Here is a 14,213-nt window from a genome sequence, read left to right on the forward strand (position 1 = left end):
CTCGTCCGGGTGGTCGTGGGCGAACCGCCGCCGAATCGTCATCCGGGAACGACCGGTGGTCGTCGGTCGGTCCCGGTACGGTGCGCGCGGGGGGACAGGAGTGACGATGGGGGACCAGCGATGACCGACGGACCGCGCACCGCCGGCGGCCCGGACGACAGCACGCCGCCCGCCGGTACGCCGAGTGCGACACCGGGCGGCGCGCAGCCGTCGGGCTCGCAGCCGGCGCCGGCACCGCAGACCGACGGATCGGCGCCGGCGCCGTGGGCGAACCCGCCCGCCGAGCAGCCCGCCGAGGCCCCGCGCGGCCGGATCCGGCAGCAGGACGGCAGCACCACGCCCCGCGAGCCCACGCTCGCCGAGAAGCGGGCCCGCGAGCAGAAGCTGCGCGCGGACCGCGAGGCGGTGCGGCTGAAGGAGGCCCGCTCCAAGACCACCAAGCGGGTGCTGATCGGCGCCGGCGCGACCGTCGGTGTCGTCGCCCTGATCGCAGCGGTCTACGCGGGCTCAGGTGGGGCCTCGGAGGATGAGCGGGTCGCCGACGCGCGCTGCGTCGACGACCAGGGCGTCGTCGTGCCGGACGAGAACTGCTCTGGCACCCAGAGCCAGGGGCAGGTGTCCACCGGTGGCGGCGGTTTCGCCTTCGTGCCGATCTTCCTGGGCGGCGGCGGCCGTCAGTACCACTACAACTACGGCGGCGCCGGCGGAGTCGGGCAGGTCGCGACCGGAGGGACCGTCTCCCCGCCGCCCAGTGGCACCACGGTCCGCAGCGGCACGACCGGCTCGACCATCGGCTCGGCGACCCGCAGCGGCACGATCTCCCGGGGCGGTCTCGGCGTGGGCGGCGGATCGTCGTCGTCCTCGGGCGGGTCCGGCTCGTCCAGCGGGAGCTGAGGGCGTGCGACGCGAACGCGGCACCCCCCGCCCGGACTGGCAGCGCACCGTCGCCGAGCAGGGGCTCGCCTTCGGTACCCCCGGCCGGGACGGCTCGGGCAACGAGCGGCCCTACTGGGACGAGTCGGTGCACTACGTCTTCGAGATGGACGAGATCCTGTCCCTCGAGGCCGACGTCGAGGTGCTCCAGTCGATGTGCCTGTCGGCCGTCGACCACGTCGTCACCACCGAGCGGTTCCGGGACTTCGCGCTGCCCGAGTGGTGCTGGGAGCAGGTCGCGCAGTCCTGGCGCCGCTCGGACCCGCACCTCTACGGCCGCTTCGACCTGCGCTACGACGGCTCCGGACCGGCCAAGCTGCTGGAGTACAACGCCGACACCCCCACGTCGCTGCTGGAGGCCTCGATCCTGCAGTGGCACTGGCTGCAGGACGTCCACCCCGGCGACGACCAGTGGAACTCCCTGCACGAGAAGCTCGTCGAACGCTGGGGCGAGCTGAAGGGGCTGCTGCCGTCGTCGGAGGTGCACGTCACCTGGTCCGGCGCCGAGTCCACCGGCGAGGACCACATCACCGTCGGCTACCTCCAGGAGACCGCCGCCGAGGCGGGCCTGGACACCGTCGGACTGTCCATCGAGGACATCGGCTGGGACTCCGCTCTGGACCGCTTCGTCGACATCGAGGAAGCTCCGATGTCGACGGTCTTCAAGCTCTACCCGTGGGAGTGGATGCTGACCGACGAGTTCGGCAAGCACGTCACCCGCAGCCTCCCCGAGACACTGTGGCTCGAGCCGCTGTGGAAGACCCTGCTGTCGAACAAGGCGCTGCTCGCGGTGCTCTGGGAGATGTACCCCGGGCACCCGAACCTGCTGCCCGCCTCGCTCGGCAACCCCGGGATCCTCACCGAGTACGTCCGCAAGCCCCTGCTGGGGCGCGAGGGCGCCAACATCGCGATCGTCGCCCCCGGCTACGAGACCGCCACCGGCGGCGTCTACGGCGACGAGGGCTTCGTCTACCAGATGTTCGACCCGCTGCCCGAGTTCGACGGGTTCCGGCCCTGCCTGGGCGCCTGGCTGGTCGGTGACACCGCCGCCGGGCTCGGCATCCGAGAGACCGCCGGCCTGATCACCGACGACGGTGCGGCCTTCGTGCCGCACCGCATCCCCGAGTCCTGACCGTTCCGCTCTGCTCCGCTCCCTGCACACCCCCGCTCCCGGAGGTACCTCCCGTGATCCTCGCCCAGGCGTTCGACGCCACGTACTGGGGCTTCCTCGGCCGCGGTGTCGGCGCGATCCTGCTCTACGCCGTGATCGGCACCCTGCTCATGCTGATCGGCTTCTGGGCCATCGACCTCACCACGCCCGGCAAGCTCCCGGCGATGGTGCGCGGCGGCCTGCCGAACGCGGTGACCATCACCTCGGCCGGCATGCTGTCGATGGCGTTCATCATCGTCACCGCGATCTACGGCTCCTACGGCTCGCTGCTGCAGGGTGTCGTGTCGTCACTGGTGTTCGGCCTGATCGGGATCGTCGCCCAGGTCGCCGCGGTGCGGCTGCTGGAGTGGGTGACCGGCATCGACATCGGCGAGGTCATCCAGTCCGACGAGCCGCGGGCGGTCGCGAAGGTCGTCGCGGCCGCGCACGTCGCGCTCGGCCTGATCGTCGCGGTCGCGGTCTTCTAGACGCCCGTCCCGGCCGGGCCCGCGTCCCGGCGCCGCTCAGGCCAGGGCGGTCAGCACTTCGACCCTGGCCTGCGGCGGCGGCATCGCGGCGATCTCCGCGCGCACGTCGCGGGCGGCGGCGGCGAGCTCGCCGTCGTGCAGCAGCCTGCGCAGCGCGTCGGCGGTGAACGGGCCGCCCAGCCCGGCGCCGCGGGCCGCGACCAGCTCCGCGTTGTGCCGTCGGTCGCCCGGACCGGGCAGCGCGAGCTGCGGGACGCCCGCCGCCAGCGCGGCCAGCACGTGCGCGGCGCTGCCGTCGTGCAGCACCGCGGCGCAGGCGGGCAGCAGCTCGTCGAGCGGGACCCGCCCGACCGTGCGCACACCGCGTCGGCCGTGGCGCAGCAGCCGCGCCGGGGGCCGGACGAGCACGAGCTCGCAGTCCGGCCCGTCGTCGCGCAGGTCGTCCAGCGCGCGGACCGCCGAGGCCTGCAGATCGCCCCGCAGCGGCCCGCCGCCGCGCAGCACCAGCACCCGCGGCCGCACCGAGGGGCCGCTCAGCCACGCCGGCAGCGCCGACCGGGCCGAGCCGCGGGCCCGGCCCGGCCGCACGGCCAGCGCGTCGCGCGCGCCGACCAGGCTCGACGGGGCGATGGTCAGGGCGATCGCTGGCGGCGGGACCCCGCGCAGCCCGTGCCGCAGCCGGGCCCGCTGCAGCGGTCGGGAGTCCAGCAGCGTGCGGACCAGCGCGAACCCGTCGAGCAGACCGTTCTCGTGCAGCACCGCGGGGACGTCGTGCCGGGCGGCCGCGAGCGCCCCCGCGACGGCGAGGGGCTCGTAGACCACGACGTCGGGCCGCCACTGCTCGGCGACGGTCACCAGCGCGTCGGTCAGCTCCTCGTTCACCGGGCCGAACAGCGAACGCACCCCGGCGTCGCCGCCGCGCCCGGCCAGCTCGGCCCGCGCGGTCACCGGGTGCGCGACGAGCGAGCGTGCGGCGAGCCTGCCCACCCGCAGGCTGCGGGCGACGTCGATGAACGGCAGCGGGTCCGCCCCGGGGAGCGGGTGCGCGTCGCCGCCGCCGGCGAGCAGCACCTCGTGCCCGGAGTCCCAGAGCGCGTGGGCGAGCGGCAACAGCGGTGTCAGATGCCCCGACAGCGGGGCCGCCACCACCAGAACACGCACCGTCCGAGGGTAACCGCCACGCGGTCGTCCGGGGGCCGTCTCCGGGCGGTTCCGTACGCTCTGGGTGTGATCGTCGAGAACGCGCCCCGGCTCGTCGCCACCGACGTCGACGGGACCCTCCTCGACGACGGCGGCGTGGTCACCCCGCGCACCGTCGCCGTGCTGGAGCGGGCGGTCGCCGCCGGCGCCGGGTTCGTGCTGGTGACCGGCCGCCCGCCGCGCTGGATCCCGCCGGTGCTCGCGCGGCTGCCCGAGGGCCTGGTGCGGCTGTGCGTGTGCGCGAACGGCGCGGTGCTCTACGACGCCGTCGACGACGTCGTGCTCGGCACGCACACCCTGGATCCGGCCGCGATCGGCGAGCTCGCCGCCCTCGCCGCGGAGCTGTTCCCCGGATGCGGGTTCGGCGTCGAGCGCGTCGCGAACGCCGAGGGTGACGACGGCGTTCGGGGCGTCGTCGACCAGTTCCTCACCGACCCCGGCTACGTGCACGCCTGGGGCGAGCACGACGGCGGCTCCACCAGCCGCGAGGACCTGCTCGGGCACCCGGCGACGAAGGTGCTGATCCGCTCCCCGGAGCTGACCAGCGAGCAGATGATGACCGCACTCGCGCCGAAGGCGGGCGGGCTGGCCGACCTGACGTTCTCGCACCCGTCCGGGCTGATCGAGGCCTCCGCGCCCGGGGTCACCAAGGCGACCGGCCTGGCCGAGGTCGCCCGCCGGCTCGGCGTGACCGCGGCGGACACCGTCGCGTTCGGCGACATGCCCAACGACCGGGAGATGCTGCGCTGGGCCGGGCTCGGCGTCGCGATGGGCAACGCCCACCCCGACCTGGCCGGCCTCGCCGACGAGGTGACCGCCTCGCACACCCACGACGGGCTCGCCGAGATCCTGGAACGCTGGTTCTGAGCGCACCCGGCGGCGTTCACCTGCCTGTCGACGAGCGGTCATGCGCGGTCCGCCACCCCGCCCCGGCCCGTCCCACCACCCCGCCCGCGCGTACCATCACCGGCTGTCATCGCCCGCGAGCCGGGTGCCAGCGCCCGCGCCAGGAGGCCCCCACCCGTGGCTGACACGGCAGACACCCTGGACCGGTCCGGTCCGCAACCGCCCGCCGACGTCCCGCCCACCGGCGAGGTCGCCGTGCTGGCGTCCGTGCAGGGCGTTCTTGCGAACGACACCACCGTGCGGGTCGCCCGCGGGATGTCGCTGTTCGGCGAGCACGCCGCCGGCTGGCTGGCGATCGGCGTCCTGGGTGCCGCGCTGGACCGTCCCCGCCGTCGCGAGTGGCTCGGCTCCGCCGCCGCCGTCGCGTTCGCCCACGGCGCCTCGATCGGGATCAAGCGCGTCGTCCGGCGCCGCCGACCCGACCACCCCGCGGTCCGGGTCCTGGTGGGCACCCCGAGCCGGCTGAGCTTCCCGTCCTCGCACGCCACGTCCACCACCGCCGCCGCCGTGCTCTACGGCGGCCTGCTGGGCAGGCGCTCCCGCCCGGTGGCCGCGGCGGGTGTGGGCCTGATGGCGCTGTCGCGCCTGGTCCTCGGCGTGCACTACCCGACCGACGTCGCCACCGGCACCGCGCTCGGCGCGGCCGTCGCCGGTACCGCGCGACGCGTGATCTCACGCAACCCCACCACCGGAGGGTGAGCGCATGACCAGCACCGACCCCACGAAGGTCGACCACGACGACTCCGAGAAGGAGAAGGTCGCCCGGGCCGCCGACCCGCAGACCCCCGTCGTCCCGGACGCCCCCGACGACGCGGGCGCGCCGGAGGGTCACGAGGACGAGGCGGCCCCGACCGCCGTCGCCGCCGAGCACGCCCCGCACGTGCCGATGGACCCGTCCGAGCGGACCACCGCGATGGTCGCCCGCGGCCTGCTGAAGACGATGCGCCCGCGCCAGTGGGTGAAGAACGTCCTGGTCTTCGCCGCACCGTTCGTCAGCGGCCAGCTCTTCGACGTGCCGGTCCTCGTCGACTGCCTGATCGCCTTCGTCGCGTTCTCGCTGGCCGCGTCCGGCGTGTACCTGGTCAACGACGCGCTCGACGTCGAGGCCGACCGCGCGCACCCGACCAAGCGCCGCCGCCCGATCGCGTCCGGCATCGTCCCGGTGCCGCTGGCCTTCGTCGCGGCGGGTGTGCTGTTCGCCGGCTCGATCGCGCTGTCGTTCGCGGTGACCTGGCAGCTGATCATCGTGCTCGCCGTCTACGTGGCGGTGCAGCTGTCGTACTGCCTGTGGCTCAAGCACCAGCCGGTGCTCGACATCTGCATCGTGGCCTCCGGCTTCCTGATGCGGTCCATCGCCGGTGGTGTCGCCACCGGGATCCCGCTGTCGCAGTGGTTCCTGCTGGTCACCGGGTTCGGGTCGCTGTTCATGGTCGCCGGCAAGCGCTACGCCGAGATCAACCTCGCCGAGCGCACCGGCGCGAAGATCCGCAAGTCGCTGGAGAACTACACGGCGTCCTACCTGCGCTACATCTGGTCGCTCTCGGCCACCGTCATGATCGTGATGTACGGGCTGTGGGCGTTCGAGATCCGCGAGGACCACAACTCGGTCTGGTCGGTGCTGTCGATCGTGCCGTTCGTGGTCGCGGTGCTGCGCTACTCCGTGGACGTCGACCGGGGGACCGGCGGCGAGCCGGAGGAGATCGCGCTCGCGGACCGGGCGTTGCAGGTCCTGGCGCTGGCCTGGATCGCGATGCTCACCCTGGCCGTCTACAGCTGACGCCGACGCCTCCCGGGCCCGGTTCCCCGCACGGGGGCCGGGCCCGCGGTGCGTCAGTACGCGGGGTGTCGGCGCCCGGTGTGCCAGGACCAGGTGTGCGCGAGGCCCTCGGCCAGCGGGGTCGGTGCGGGCAGGCCGAGCGCGGCGATCCCGCGCGACGGGTCGAGGCAGCTGCGGCGCAGCTCCCCGGGCCGGGCCGGCAGGAACTCGGGGGCGAACTCCTCCGGCGTGAGGCCGGCGATCGTCCCGATCGTCGCGGCCAGCTCGACGATCGTGGACTCGGTGCCGGTGCCGACGTTGAACACCTCACCGGCCAGCTCCCCGGCCGCGAGCCGGTCGGCCGACGCGAGCGCCGCCCGCGCGACGTCGCCGACGTAGAGGAAGTCGCGGGTCTGACCGCCGTCGCCGAACACGGTCGGCCGGGACCCGGTGCGGGCCCGGTCGCAGAACAGCGAGACCACACCGGCGCCGCCGGCCGGGTGCTGGCGCGGCCCGTAGACGTTCGCGAACCGCAGCACCAGTGCCGGCAGACCGTGCGTCCGGACGAAGAACCGGGTGTAGCGCTCCGCGGCCAGCTTGCTCATGCCGTACGGCGACTCCGGCTCGGCCGGCTCCGCCTCGGTCGTCGGCAGGGGGGCGCCGTCGCCGTAGATGGCTCCGCCGGTGGAGCACACGACGACCGCGCCCGCACCCGCGTCGCGGGCGGCCTGCAGCACGCTCAGGGTGCCGAGGACGTTGACCGAGGCGTCGTGCGCCGGGTCCGCCATCGAGCGGCGCACGTCGATCTGGGCGGCCAGGTGGAACACCGCGTGCGGGCGGTACTGCGCGCCGAGCGCGGTGAGCGCGGCGGTGTCGCGGATGTCGAGCTCGGCCACCGTGACGCCCGGGGCGAGGTTGTCCCGCGTCCCGGCGGAGAGGTCGTCGACGACGAGGACGTCGTCGCCGCGGGCGAGCAGGGACTCGACCAGGGTGGAGCCGATGAAGCCGGCTCCGCCGGTGACGAGCGCGCGCATACCTGCCTTCCTCCGGGGCGGACGGTGTGTGCACCCGGCTGCGGCACACGGTAACCGCGGGTGCCCCGGGCGCCTCAGCCGGTGGAGCGGGCGGGCTCCGTGCCGCAGGCGGTGATCCGGTAGAGCGTGCTGCCGCCGCCGGAGAGGACGGACTCGAACCCGGGTGCACGGTCGATCTCGGACAGCCCGGGATAGGTGTCGGCCCGCGCGTCCCACGGCCACCAGGTGACCGGGCCGTCGATGACGTAGCCGACGCCGGTGGCCCGCACCGCGGGACAGACGACGGGGTCGCGGGCGGCGTCGTGCAGCCGCAGCCGGATCAGCTCCTGGTCGGGCGTCCAGGTCCCGGATAGGTGCGGGAAGAGCACCCCGCGCCCGGTCAGCGGGTAGAGCAGGCCGTTGCCGGTCCACGGGTTCGCCGCGACGATGGCGCCCGGTTCGGTCGCCCGGCCCGCCGCCTCCAGGAACTCCCGCTGGCCGGGCTGCAGCACCCGGCCGGTCTCGTAGCGGTAGGCGTCGGCGATCACGGCGGCGTGCACGCCGATGCGGAACCCGTCGGTGAGCAGGACCAGCGCCGCGGCGAGGACGGCGACGACCGGGACGGCCGTCAGCTGTCGTCGCTCCGGGGTGGTCTCCGCCTGCCGCACCGCGGTCACCGCACGGACCACCAGGCCCGCCGCGCCGAGCACACCCAGCGTCGCCAGCGGCACCCCGGTGATCGGGACCATCGCGGCGAGCCGGTGCGAGTCGTTGTACCAGGCTCCGGTCAGCGCGGTGACCAGGTCGCCCTCCCGGGCGACGGCGAGGGTGTAGAGCAGCGCCGAGGTCAGGTGGGCCGGCACCAGCCACGCGGTGCGGGCCTGCCGCAGCGCCAGGACGGCGCCGACCACGACCAGCACCGACACCACGACCAGCTCGGGCCGCTTGTTCGTCCCGTTCCACAGCACACCGGTCAACGCCTCGCGAGCCCCCATCGAGGCCTGCCAGTCGAACATCCGGACGCTGGCGAGGAAGGGCGACCACGCCAGCAGCCACACCACGGCGGCGACCGCGGCGAGCGCACCCGCCGGGCCGAGGGCCGCCGTGGCGAACCGGCGCTCGCGCACGTGCCGGACCGCGCTGACCCCGGCCGCGACCGCCACCGGGGACAGGCCCAGCACGAGCAGGCTGACCGCGGCGTTCGGATGGGCGAGCGCCAGCGCCGGGACGGTCGTCGCACCGAGCAGCAGCGCCCGGGCCCGGCCGACCACGCTGTCCCGGGTCAGACCCAGCACGGTCACCACGGCGGCCAGCCCGGCGGGCACCAGCGCCAGCCCGAGCAGGTTGGGCCACAGGACGCCCCAGTTCATCAGCAGCCACGGCATCGCGGTGAACGCCGTCGCGAGCACCGGGGTGACCAGCAGGGCACCGGCCCGGCGCCCGACGATCTGGCGGACGAGCAGCGTGCAGGACAGCGGCCACACGACGGCCGCGGCGGCGAACGCGGCGAGGTTCGACGCGGCCGGGATCGACGCGCCGGTGCTCGCCACGACGAGCGAGACGACGTCGTGCCAGGCGGCGGGGTAGGCCGACGGCACGCCGGGGCTGTTCAGCTCGCCCAGCGTCAGTGACGACGCGTCGCCGGTCTGCAGGATCCGGGCGACCGCGCTGTAGTGGTAGATCGCGTCGTAGGTCGGGGAGACCGCGTCGACGGGGCCGAACGCGAGCACCACGGTCAGCCAGCCGATCGCGACGGTGACGGCCACGCCGACCGCCAGCGCGATCCCGCCGAGGGGGCCGTCGGGTCCCGTGCGCAGCAGGAACGGCGGACGGCCGGCGGGATCGCCCGCGTCGTCACCCGGTCCGGACCGGGACCGGCCCGCCCGCCGCCGGAGCCCCGCGGTCACCGCGGCGCACAGCAGCGCGAGCACCGCGGTGACACCCAGCACCGGCCACGGTCCCCACGGCACCCCGGCCCGCCCGGCCAGCACGGCGGTGGTCGCGATCAGCGCGACCGACACCAGCGGCCCGGCGCCCCAGCAGACCGCTCCGCGCAGTCCCGCGGCGCGGGCGACGAGCGCCCCGGGCAGGACGCACCAGGCCGCGGTCACCAGGGCCACGGGGACGGCCTGTGCCCACGTCATCCCCGGCTCCGCGCGTCGTCGATCGGCAGCCGCATCCGGCGCACCCTACGAGCGTCGTGCCGCGCGGCGGGACGCGCGGTCGCCGTGTCACCGTCCGCGACCGGATCGTGTCCCGTGCGGATCGCCGCTCAGCTCCTGGTGGAGCGGGCCGTCCCCACCTCGTCGGCGGCGGGCTCGGTGACGGCCGCCCGGTGCCCGTTGGTCCCCGCAGCGCGCTCCTCCAGGGCGGTCAGCCGCTGCTCCAGCTCGCTCTCCCGCCGGGTCAGCTCCGCGTCCCGGACGGCGATCTGGCGGGCCAGGTTCGTCAGGTGCTGGCTGATCTCCCGGTCCCGCAGGTAGGTGTTCAGCATCCCGAACACGAAGGCGACGACGAGCAGGTAGACCAGCAGGTCCGTGCCGCGGCCGATGCCCACCGCCCGGGCCAGGTAGGTCAGGTCGTTCGGGCGCAGGACCGCGTAGATGTTCAGCACGATGAACGCGCCGAAGGCGATCCGCTTGCTCGCCCGCACGCCGACGCTCTGGCCGCTGCGCACGAAGTAGACGAGCGCGCCGACCGCGGCGGCCAGGAGCAGGATCTGCAGGATCACGGTGTTCGCCTCCTGGGTCATCGCTGCCGTACCGACAGGTCGAACAGGATGTTCACCCCGTTGAACAGCGACTGGCCCTTGGATCGTGAGTACTCGGTGTAGCGGATCGTGACCGGGACCTCGCGGATCCGCCACGACGACCGGGCCAGCGACGCGACGATCTCCGACGCGTGCGCCATCCCGTTCATGGTGATCCGCAGGTCCTCCGCGACCGCCCGGTTCATGGCCCGCAGCCCGTTGTGGGCGTCGGTGAGCTTGAGCTTGCGGCTGGCCGGCGACAGCGCCGCGACGGTGCGCAGCACCAGCCGCTTGAGCGGCGGGACCGGCTCGGTCGACTCGAGGAAGCGCGAGCCGAGGACGACGTCGGCCTCGCCGCCGCGCAGGATCGCGGCCATCCGGACGGCGTCGGCGACGTCGTGCTGGCCGTCGGCGTCGAAGGTGACGATCCGCTCCGCCCCGCGGAGCAGGGCGTAGTCGATCCCGGTCTGCAGCGACGCGCCCTGCCCGAGGTTGATCGGGTGCCGCACGAGGTGCGCCTCGGTGCCGGCGATGCGTTCGGCGGAGGAGTCCCGGCTGCCGTCGTCGACACACACGACGTTCGGGAAGGCCGTGCGGATCTCCGCGACGACCTCGGCGATGACGGTGTCCTCGTTGTACACGGGGACCACCACCCAGGTGCCGGTGTCGGCGACCACGTCCCACTCCCTCGTCACTGACCGGCGGCCGTTCACGGCCGCACCGCAGAGGCTATCGGTCCGGGTATCCGAGCCGTGCGACGGTGGGTCACGATCGGGGCGAAGGTGATGTTCCGTACCGTTCGTGACATGGACCCGAGAACCCTGCTCGAGGTGATGCTGGCCGATCTGGACAGCGCGCCGGAGCTGTACCGGCCGACGGACTTCTGGCGGACCGGGCTCGAGAAGGTGGTCGCCGACCTGCGGGAACGCGGGTTCACGGAGTTCCGCAGGCACCCGTCGGCCACGTTCTTCTACGCCCCGCAGTACGCGCCGGTGTCCAGGCCGGCGGCGATGCTGTCGCGAGCGTTCGGGATGCTGGGCGGCCCCGGCACGCTGCTGCGCGGGCGGATCGACCAGGTTCCCGTCGCCCGGGCCCACCACGCCACGGTGACCGCCCTCGACCCCGCCGACCGGTCGCCGTCGCTCGCCGGGTTCAGCGAGTCGACCGCCGGCGCCCCCGCCGAGCAGCTCGAGTTCGACGGCCGCCGGTTCAGCCGGTCGTCGCTGAACTACCTGCGCGGGCTGGTCATGCTCAAGCGGGCCGTGCCCGACCTCGACGTCTCGACGGTCCTGGAGATCGGCGGCGGGTTCGGCACGCTCGGGGAGATCCTGCTGTCGGGCAACCCCGGACTGCGCTACATCGACGTCGACATCCCGCCGGTCGCCGCCGTCGCCACGCACTACCTGCGCGAGGCGCTCGGGCCGGAGAAGGTCGGCGACTACGCGGCCACCCGCGAGCGCGAGAAGATCGTGATCGACGAGCTGGAGCACCCGGCGACCGTGCTGTGCTCCTGGCAGCTGCCCCGGCTCACCGGGACCGTCGACCTGTTCGCCAACTTCATCTCCTTCCAGGAGATGGAGCCCGAGGTGGTGGCGAACTACGCGAACCTGGTCACCGACCTGGGCGCCCGCTGGCTGCTGCTGCGCAACTCCCCGACCGGCAAGCCAGGAGTGCGCGAGCCCATGCTGCGGCGCCACTACCTGGAGATGTTCGACCGGTTCGAGCTCGTCGACTCCGACGCCGGGCTCTACGGCCAGGACTCCGAGGGCACGGTGTCCGAGGTGATGGTGCTCGCGCGGCGCTCGTAGGGTGGCGCGCATGCGCACCCCGGACCCGATCGAGATCGGCGGCCACCTCGTGGGACCCGGCGAACGGCCGTTCGTCATCGCGGAGGTCTCCGGCAACCACAACGGCTCGCTGGACCGGGCGCTGGAGATCGTCGACGCGATCGCCGGGACCGGGGCGCAGGCGGTGAAGCTCCAGACCTACCGGGCCGACACGATCACCATCGACGCCGACGGCCCGGCCTTCCGGATCCGTGACGACCACGGTCTGTGGGGCGGGCGGAACCTCTACCAGCTCTACGAGCAGGCGCACACGCCCTGGGAGTGGCACGAGCCGCTGTTCGCCCGTGCGCGGGAGCACGGCCTGGTGCCGTTCTCCAGCCCGTTCGACCCGACGGCGATCGAGCTGCTGGAGTCCCTCGACGCGCCGGCGTACAAGGTGGCCTCGGCCGAGCTGGTCGACCTGCCGCTGATCCGGGCGATGGCCGCGACCGGCAAGCCGATGGTGATCTCCACCGGGATGGCGACGCTGGCCGAGATCGACGCCGCCGTCGCCGCCGCCCGCGAGGGCGGTGCGACGCAGATCGTGCTGCTGGCCTGCACCGCCTCCTACCCGGCGGACCCGGTCGACGCCAACCTGCAGACGATCCCCGCGTTGCGCGAGGCGTTCGGCGTGCCGATCGGGCTGTCCGACCACACCCCGGGCATCGGGGTGCCGGTCGCCGCCGTCGCGCTCGGCGCGGTCGCGATCGAGAAGCACGTGACGCTGCGGCGTGACGACGGCGGCGTCGACTCCGACTTCTCCCTGGAGCCCGCCGAGCTGGCGTCGCTGGTCACCGAGACCGACATGGCGCGCCGCGCGATGGGCCCGGCCCGGTTCGGCCCCCGCGAGTCCGAGCGCGACACCCTCGCGCTGCGCCGCTCGCTGTGGGTGGTCGCCGACGTCGCCGCGGGCGAGAAGGTGACCGCGGACAACGTCCGGTCGATCCGCCCGGCGGGTGGTCTGCACACCGACACGATCGGCACCGTCCTGGGCCGGACCTTCACCCGCGACGTCGCCCGCGGCACCCCGCTGACCTGGGACCTGATCTGAGCCGACCGCTCAGTGCAGGGTGCCCAGCGCCGCCTTGGTGAAGGGCACCAGCTCGGACTCGCGGCCGTCCAGGACCTTGCTGCCCCACTCGGGGTCGGCGAGCAGCGCCCGGCCGACGGCGACGAGGTCGAACTCGTCGTCCTCCAGCCGGTCGAGGAGCTTCTCGACACCGCTCACGTCGGCGCGGGCGTCGGCGCCGGCGAACATCGCCGGGTCGAAGACCTGGTCCAGGCCGACCGAGCCGACGGTGATCGTCGGCAGCCCGGTGACCTTGCGGGCCCACCCGGCGATGTTGAGCTCGGCGTCGGCGTCGGGGAACTCCGGCTCCCAGTAGCGGCGCCCGGACGCGTGGAACGCGGTCACCCCGGCGTCGGCGAGCGGGGTCAGCACCTCGGTCAGCTCGTCGGGGGTGGCGGCGAGACGCGCGTCGTAGTGGTTGCCCTTCCACTGGGAGAAGCGGAACACGACCGGGTAGTCGGGCGCGACGCGTTCGCGGACCGCGGCGACGATCTCGGCGGCGAAGCGGGCGCGCTCGGCCCGGCCGCCCGCGTAGCCGTCGGCGCGGCGGTTGGTGCGCTCCCAGAGGAACTCGTCGATCAGGTAGCCGTGCGCGCCGTGCAGCTCGACGCCGTCGAAGCCGATCCGCTCGGCCTGCGCCGCGGCCTCGGCGAACGCGCCGACGATTCGGTCGATCCCGGCGAGGTCCAGCGCCTGCCCCGCGCCCTCGGTGCCGTCGAGCGCGACGCCCGACGGGCCGACGGACGGGGCCTCGGGGAACGGCGGCTTCCCGGCCTCGCGGGTGATGCCGACGTGCCAGAGCTGCGGCATGATCCGGCCGCCCGCGCCGTGCACCGCCTCGACGACCGTCGCCCACCCGGCCAGCGACGCCTCGCCGTGGAAACGCGGGACGTCGGCGGAGTCGCCCGCGGACGGGTCGTCGATGTAGGTCCCCTCGGTGATGATCAGGCCGGTCCCGGCGGCAGCCCGGCGGGCGTAGTAGGCCGCGACGTCGTCGCCGGGGACACCACCGGGGGAGAAGTACCGGGTCATCGGGGCCATGACGATGCGGTTGGACAGCTGTGCGGAGCCGAGCGAGTACGGACGGCCGAGCAGCCGTGCGGCGCGGGTGGACACGAGGCAC

Annotated in this window: 14 protein-coding genes; 8 read left to right on the top strand and 6 right to left on the bottom strand. The window is 74.3% G+C overall.

Annotation, left to right across the window (positions count from 1 at the left end):
- Positions 1-120: 120 nt before the first annotated feature.
- Genes Ae717Ps2_RS27535 through Ae717Ps2_RS27545 form a run of 3 tightly spaced genes read left to right on the top strand, consistent with a single transcriptional unit; the run spans position 121 to position 2,571 of the window.
- Positions 121-894 (top strand): hypothetical protein, encoded by a 774-nt coding sequence (locus Ae717Ps2_RS27535; protein WP_020625027.1) that lies wholly within the window; start codon positions 121-123, stop codon positions 892-894.
- A 4-nt stretch (positions 895-898) separates the two neighbouring features.
- Positions 899-2,065: a glutathionylspermidine synthase family protein gene (locus Ae717Ps2_RS27540; RefSeq protein ID WP_075334055.1), complete on the top strand. Its 1,167-nt coding sequence runs from the start codon at positions 899-901 to the stop codon at positions 2,063-2,065.
- A 53-nt stretch (positions 2,066-2,118) separates the two neighbouring features.
- Positions 2,119-2,571, top strand: coding sequence for a DUF350 domain-containing protein (locus Ae717Ps2_RS27545; RefSeq protein WP_020625029.1), 453 nt, complete (start codon positions 2,119-2,121; stop codon positions 2,569-2,571).
- 36 nt (positions 2,572-2,607) lie between these two features.
- Here Ae717Ps2_RS27545 and Ae717Ps2_RS27550 read toward each other — a convergent pair whose 3' ends face one another.
- Positions 2,608-3,732 carry a nucleotide disphospho-sugar-binding domain-containing protein gene (locus tag Ae717Ps2_RS27550; RefSeq protein ID WP_075309183.1) on the bottom strand — a complete coding sequence of 375 codons (1,125 nt, stop codon included), beginning with the start codon at positions 3,730-3,732 and terminating at the stop codon, positions 2,608-2,610.
- Between the two features lie 66 nt (positions 3,733-3,798).
- Here Ae717Ps2_RS27550 and Ae717Ps2_RS27555 point away from each other — a divergent pair, with 66 nt between their 5' ends.
- The 3 genes from Ae717Ps2_RS27555 to Ae717Ps2_RS27565 all read left to right on the top strand — a co-directional run bounded on the left by Ae717Ps2_RS27555 (position 3,799) and on the right by Ae717Ps2_RS27565 (position 6,454).
- Complete coding sequence (locus Ae717Ps2_RS27555; protein WP_075309181.1) at positions 3,799-4,638, top strand: HAD family hydrolase; 840 nt, start codon at positions 3,799-3,801, stop codon at positions 4,636-4,638.
- 156 nt (positions 4,639-4,794) lie between these two features.
- Entirely contained in the window at positions 4,795-5,376 is a 582-nt protein-coding gene (locus tag Ae717Ps2_RS27560) for a phosphatase PAP2 family protein (RefSeq protein ID WP_139318874.1), read from the top strand.
- A 4-nt stretch (positions 5,377-5,380) separates the two neighbouring features.
- The gene (locus tag Ae717Ps2_RS27565; RefSeq protein WP_020626827.1) at positions 5,381-6,454 is read left to right on the top strand and encodes a decaprenyl-phosphate phosphoribosyltransferase; all 1,074 of its coding nucleotides are present in this window, start codon (positions 5,381-5,383) and stop codon (positions 6,452-6,454) included.
- A 53-nt stretch (positions 6,455-6,507) separates the two neighbouring features.
- Here the strand turns inward: Ae717Ps2_RS27565 and Ae717Ps2_RS27570 are convergent, their stop codons facing one another.
- From Ae717Ps2_RS27570 to Ae717Ps2_RS27585, 4 genes are all read right to left on the bottom strand, one after another.
- On the bottom strand, positions 6,508-7,467 hold the full coding sequence (locus tag Ae717Ps2_RS27570) for an NAD-dependent epimerase/dehydratase family protein (RefSeq protein WP_075309179.1): 960 nt from the start codon (positions 7,465-7,467) through the stop codon (positions 6,508-6,510).
- 74 nt (positions 7,468-7,541) lie between these two features.
- Positions 7,542-9,590, bottom strand: coding sequence for a DUF6541 family protein (locus tag Ae717Ps2_RS27575; protein ID WP_075309177.1), 2,049 nt, complete (start codon positions 9,588-9,590; stop codon positions 7,542-7,544).
- A 128-nt stretch (positions 9,591-9,718) separates the two neighbouring features.
- On the bottom strand, positions 9,719-10,177 hold the full coding sequence (locus Ae717Ps2_RS27580; protein ID WP_226361410.1) for a DUF2304 domain-containing protein: 459 nt from the start codon (positions 10,175-10,177) through the stop codon (positions 9,719-9,721).
- 17 nt (positions 10,178-10,194) lie between these two features.
- Positions 10,195-10,872: a glycosyltransferase family 2 protein gene (locus Ae717Ps2_RS27585; protein ID WP_020626830.1), complete on the bottom strand. Its 678-nt coding sequence runs from the start codon at positions 10,870-10,872 to the stop codon at positions 10,195-10,197.
- 129 nt (positions 10,873-11,001) lie between these two features.
- Between Ae717Ps2_RS27585 and Ae717Ps2_RS27590 the strand changes: the two genes are divergently transcribed.
- Positions 11,002-12,003, top strand: coding sequence for a putative sugar O-methyltransferase (locus Ae717Ps2_RS27590; RefSeq protein WP_075309173.1), 1,002 nt, complete (start codon positions 11,002-11,004; stop codon positions 12,001-12,003).
- 10 nt (positions 12,004-12,013) lie between these two features.
- Positions 12,014-13,072 carry a pseudaminic acid synthase gene (gene pseI / locus Ae717Ps2_RS27595; RefSeq protein WP_075312573.1) on the top strand — a complete coding sequence of 353 codons (1,059 nt, stop codon included), beginning with the start codon at positions 12,014-12,016 and terminating at the stop codon, positions 13,070-13,072.
- A 9-nt stretch (positions 13,073-13,081) separates the two neighbouring features.
- Here pseI and Ae717Ps2_RS27600 read toward each other — a convergent pair whose 3' ends face one another.
- Positions 13,082-14,206, bottom strand: coding sequence for an NADH:flavin oxidoreductase (locus tag Ae717Ps2_RS27600; protein WP_075309171.1), 1,125 nt, complete (start codon positions 14,204-14,206; stop codon positions 13,082-13,084).
- Positions 14,207-14,213 lie beyond the last annotated feature (7 nt).

The sequence above is a fragment of the Pseudonocardia sp. Ae717_Ps2 genome (assembly GCF_001932475.1).
Taxonomy (GTDB): Bacteria; Actinomycetota; Actinomycetes; order Mycobacteriales; family Pseudonocardiaceae; genus Pseudonocardia.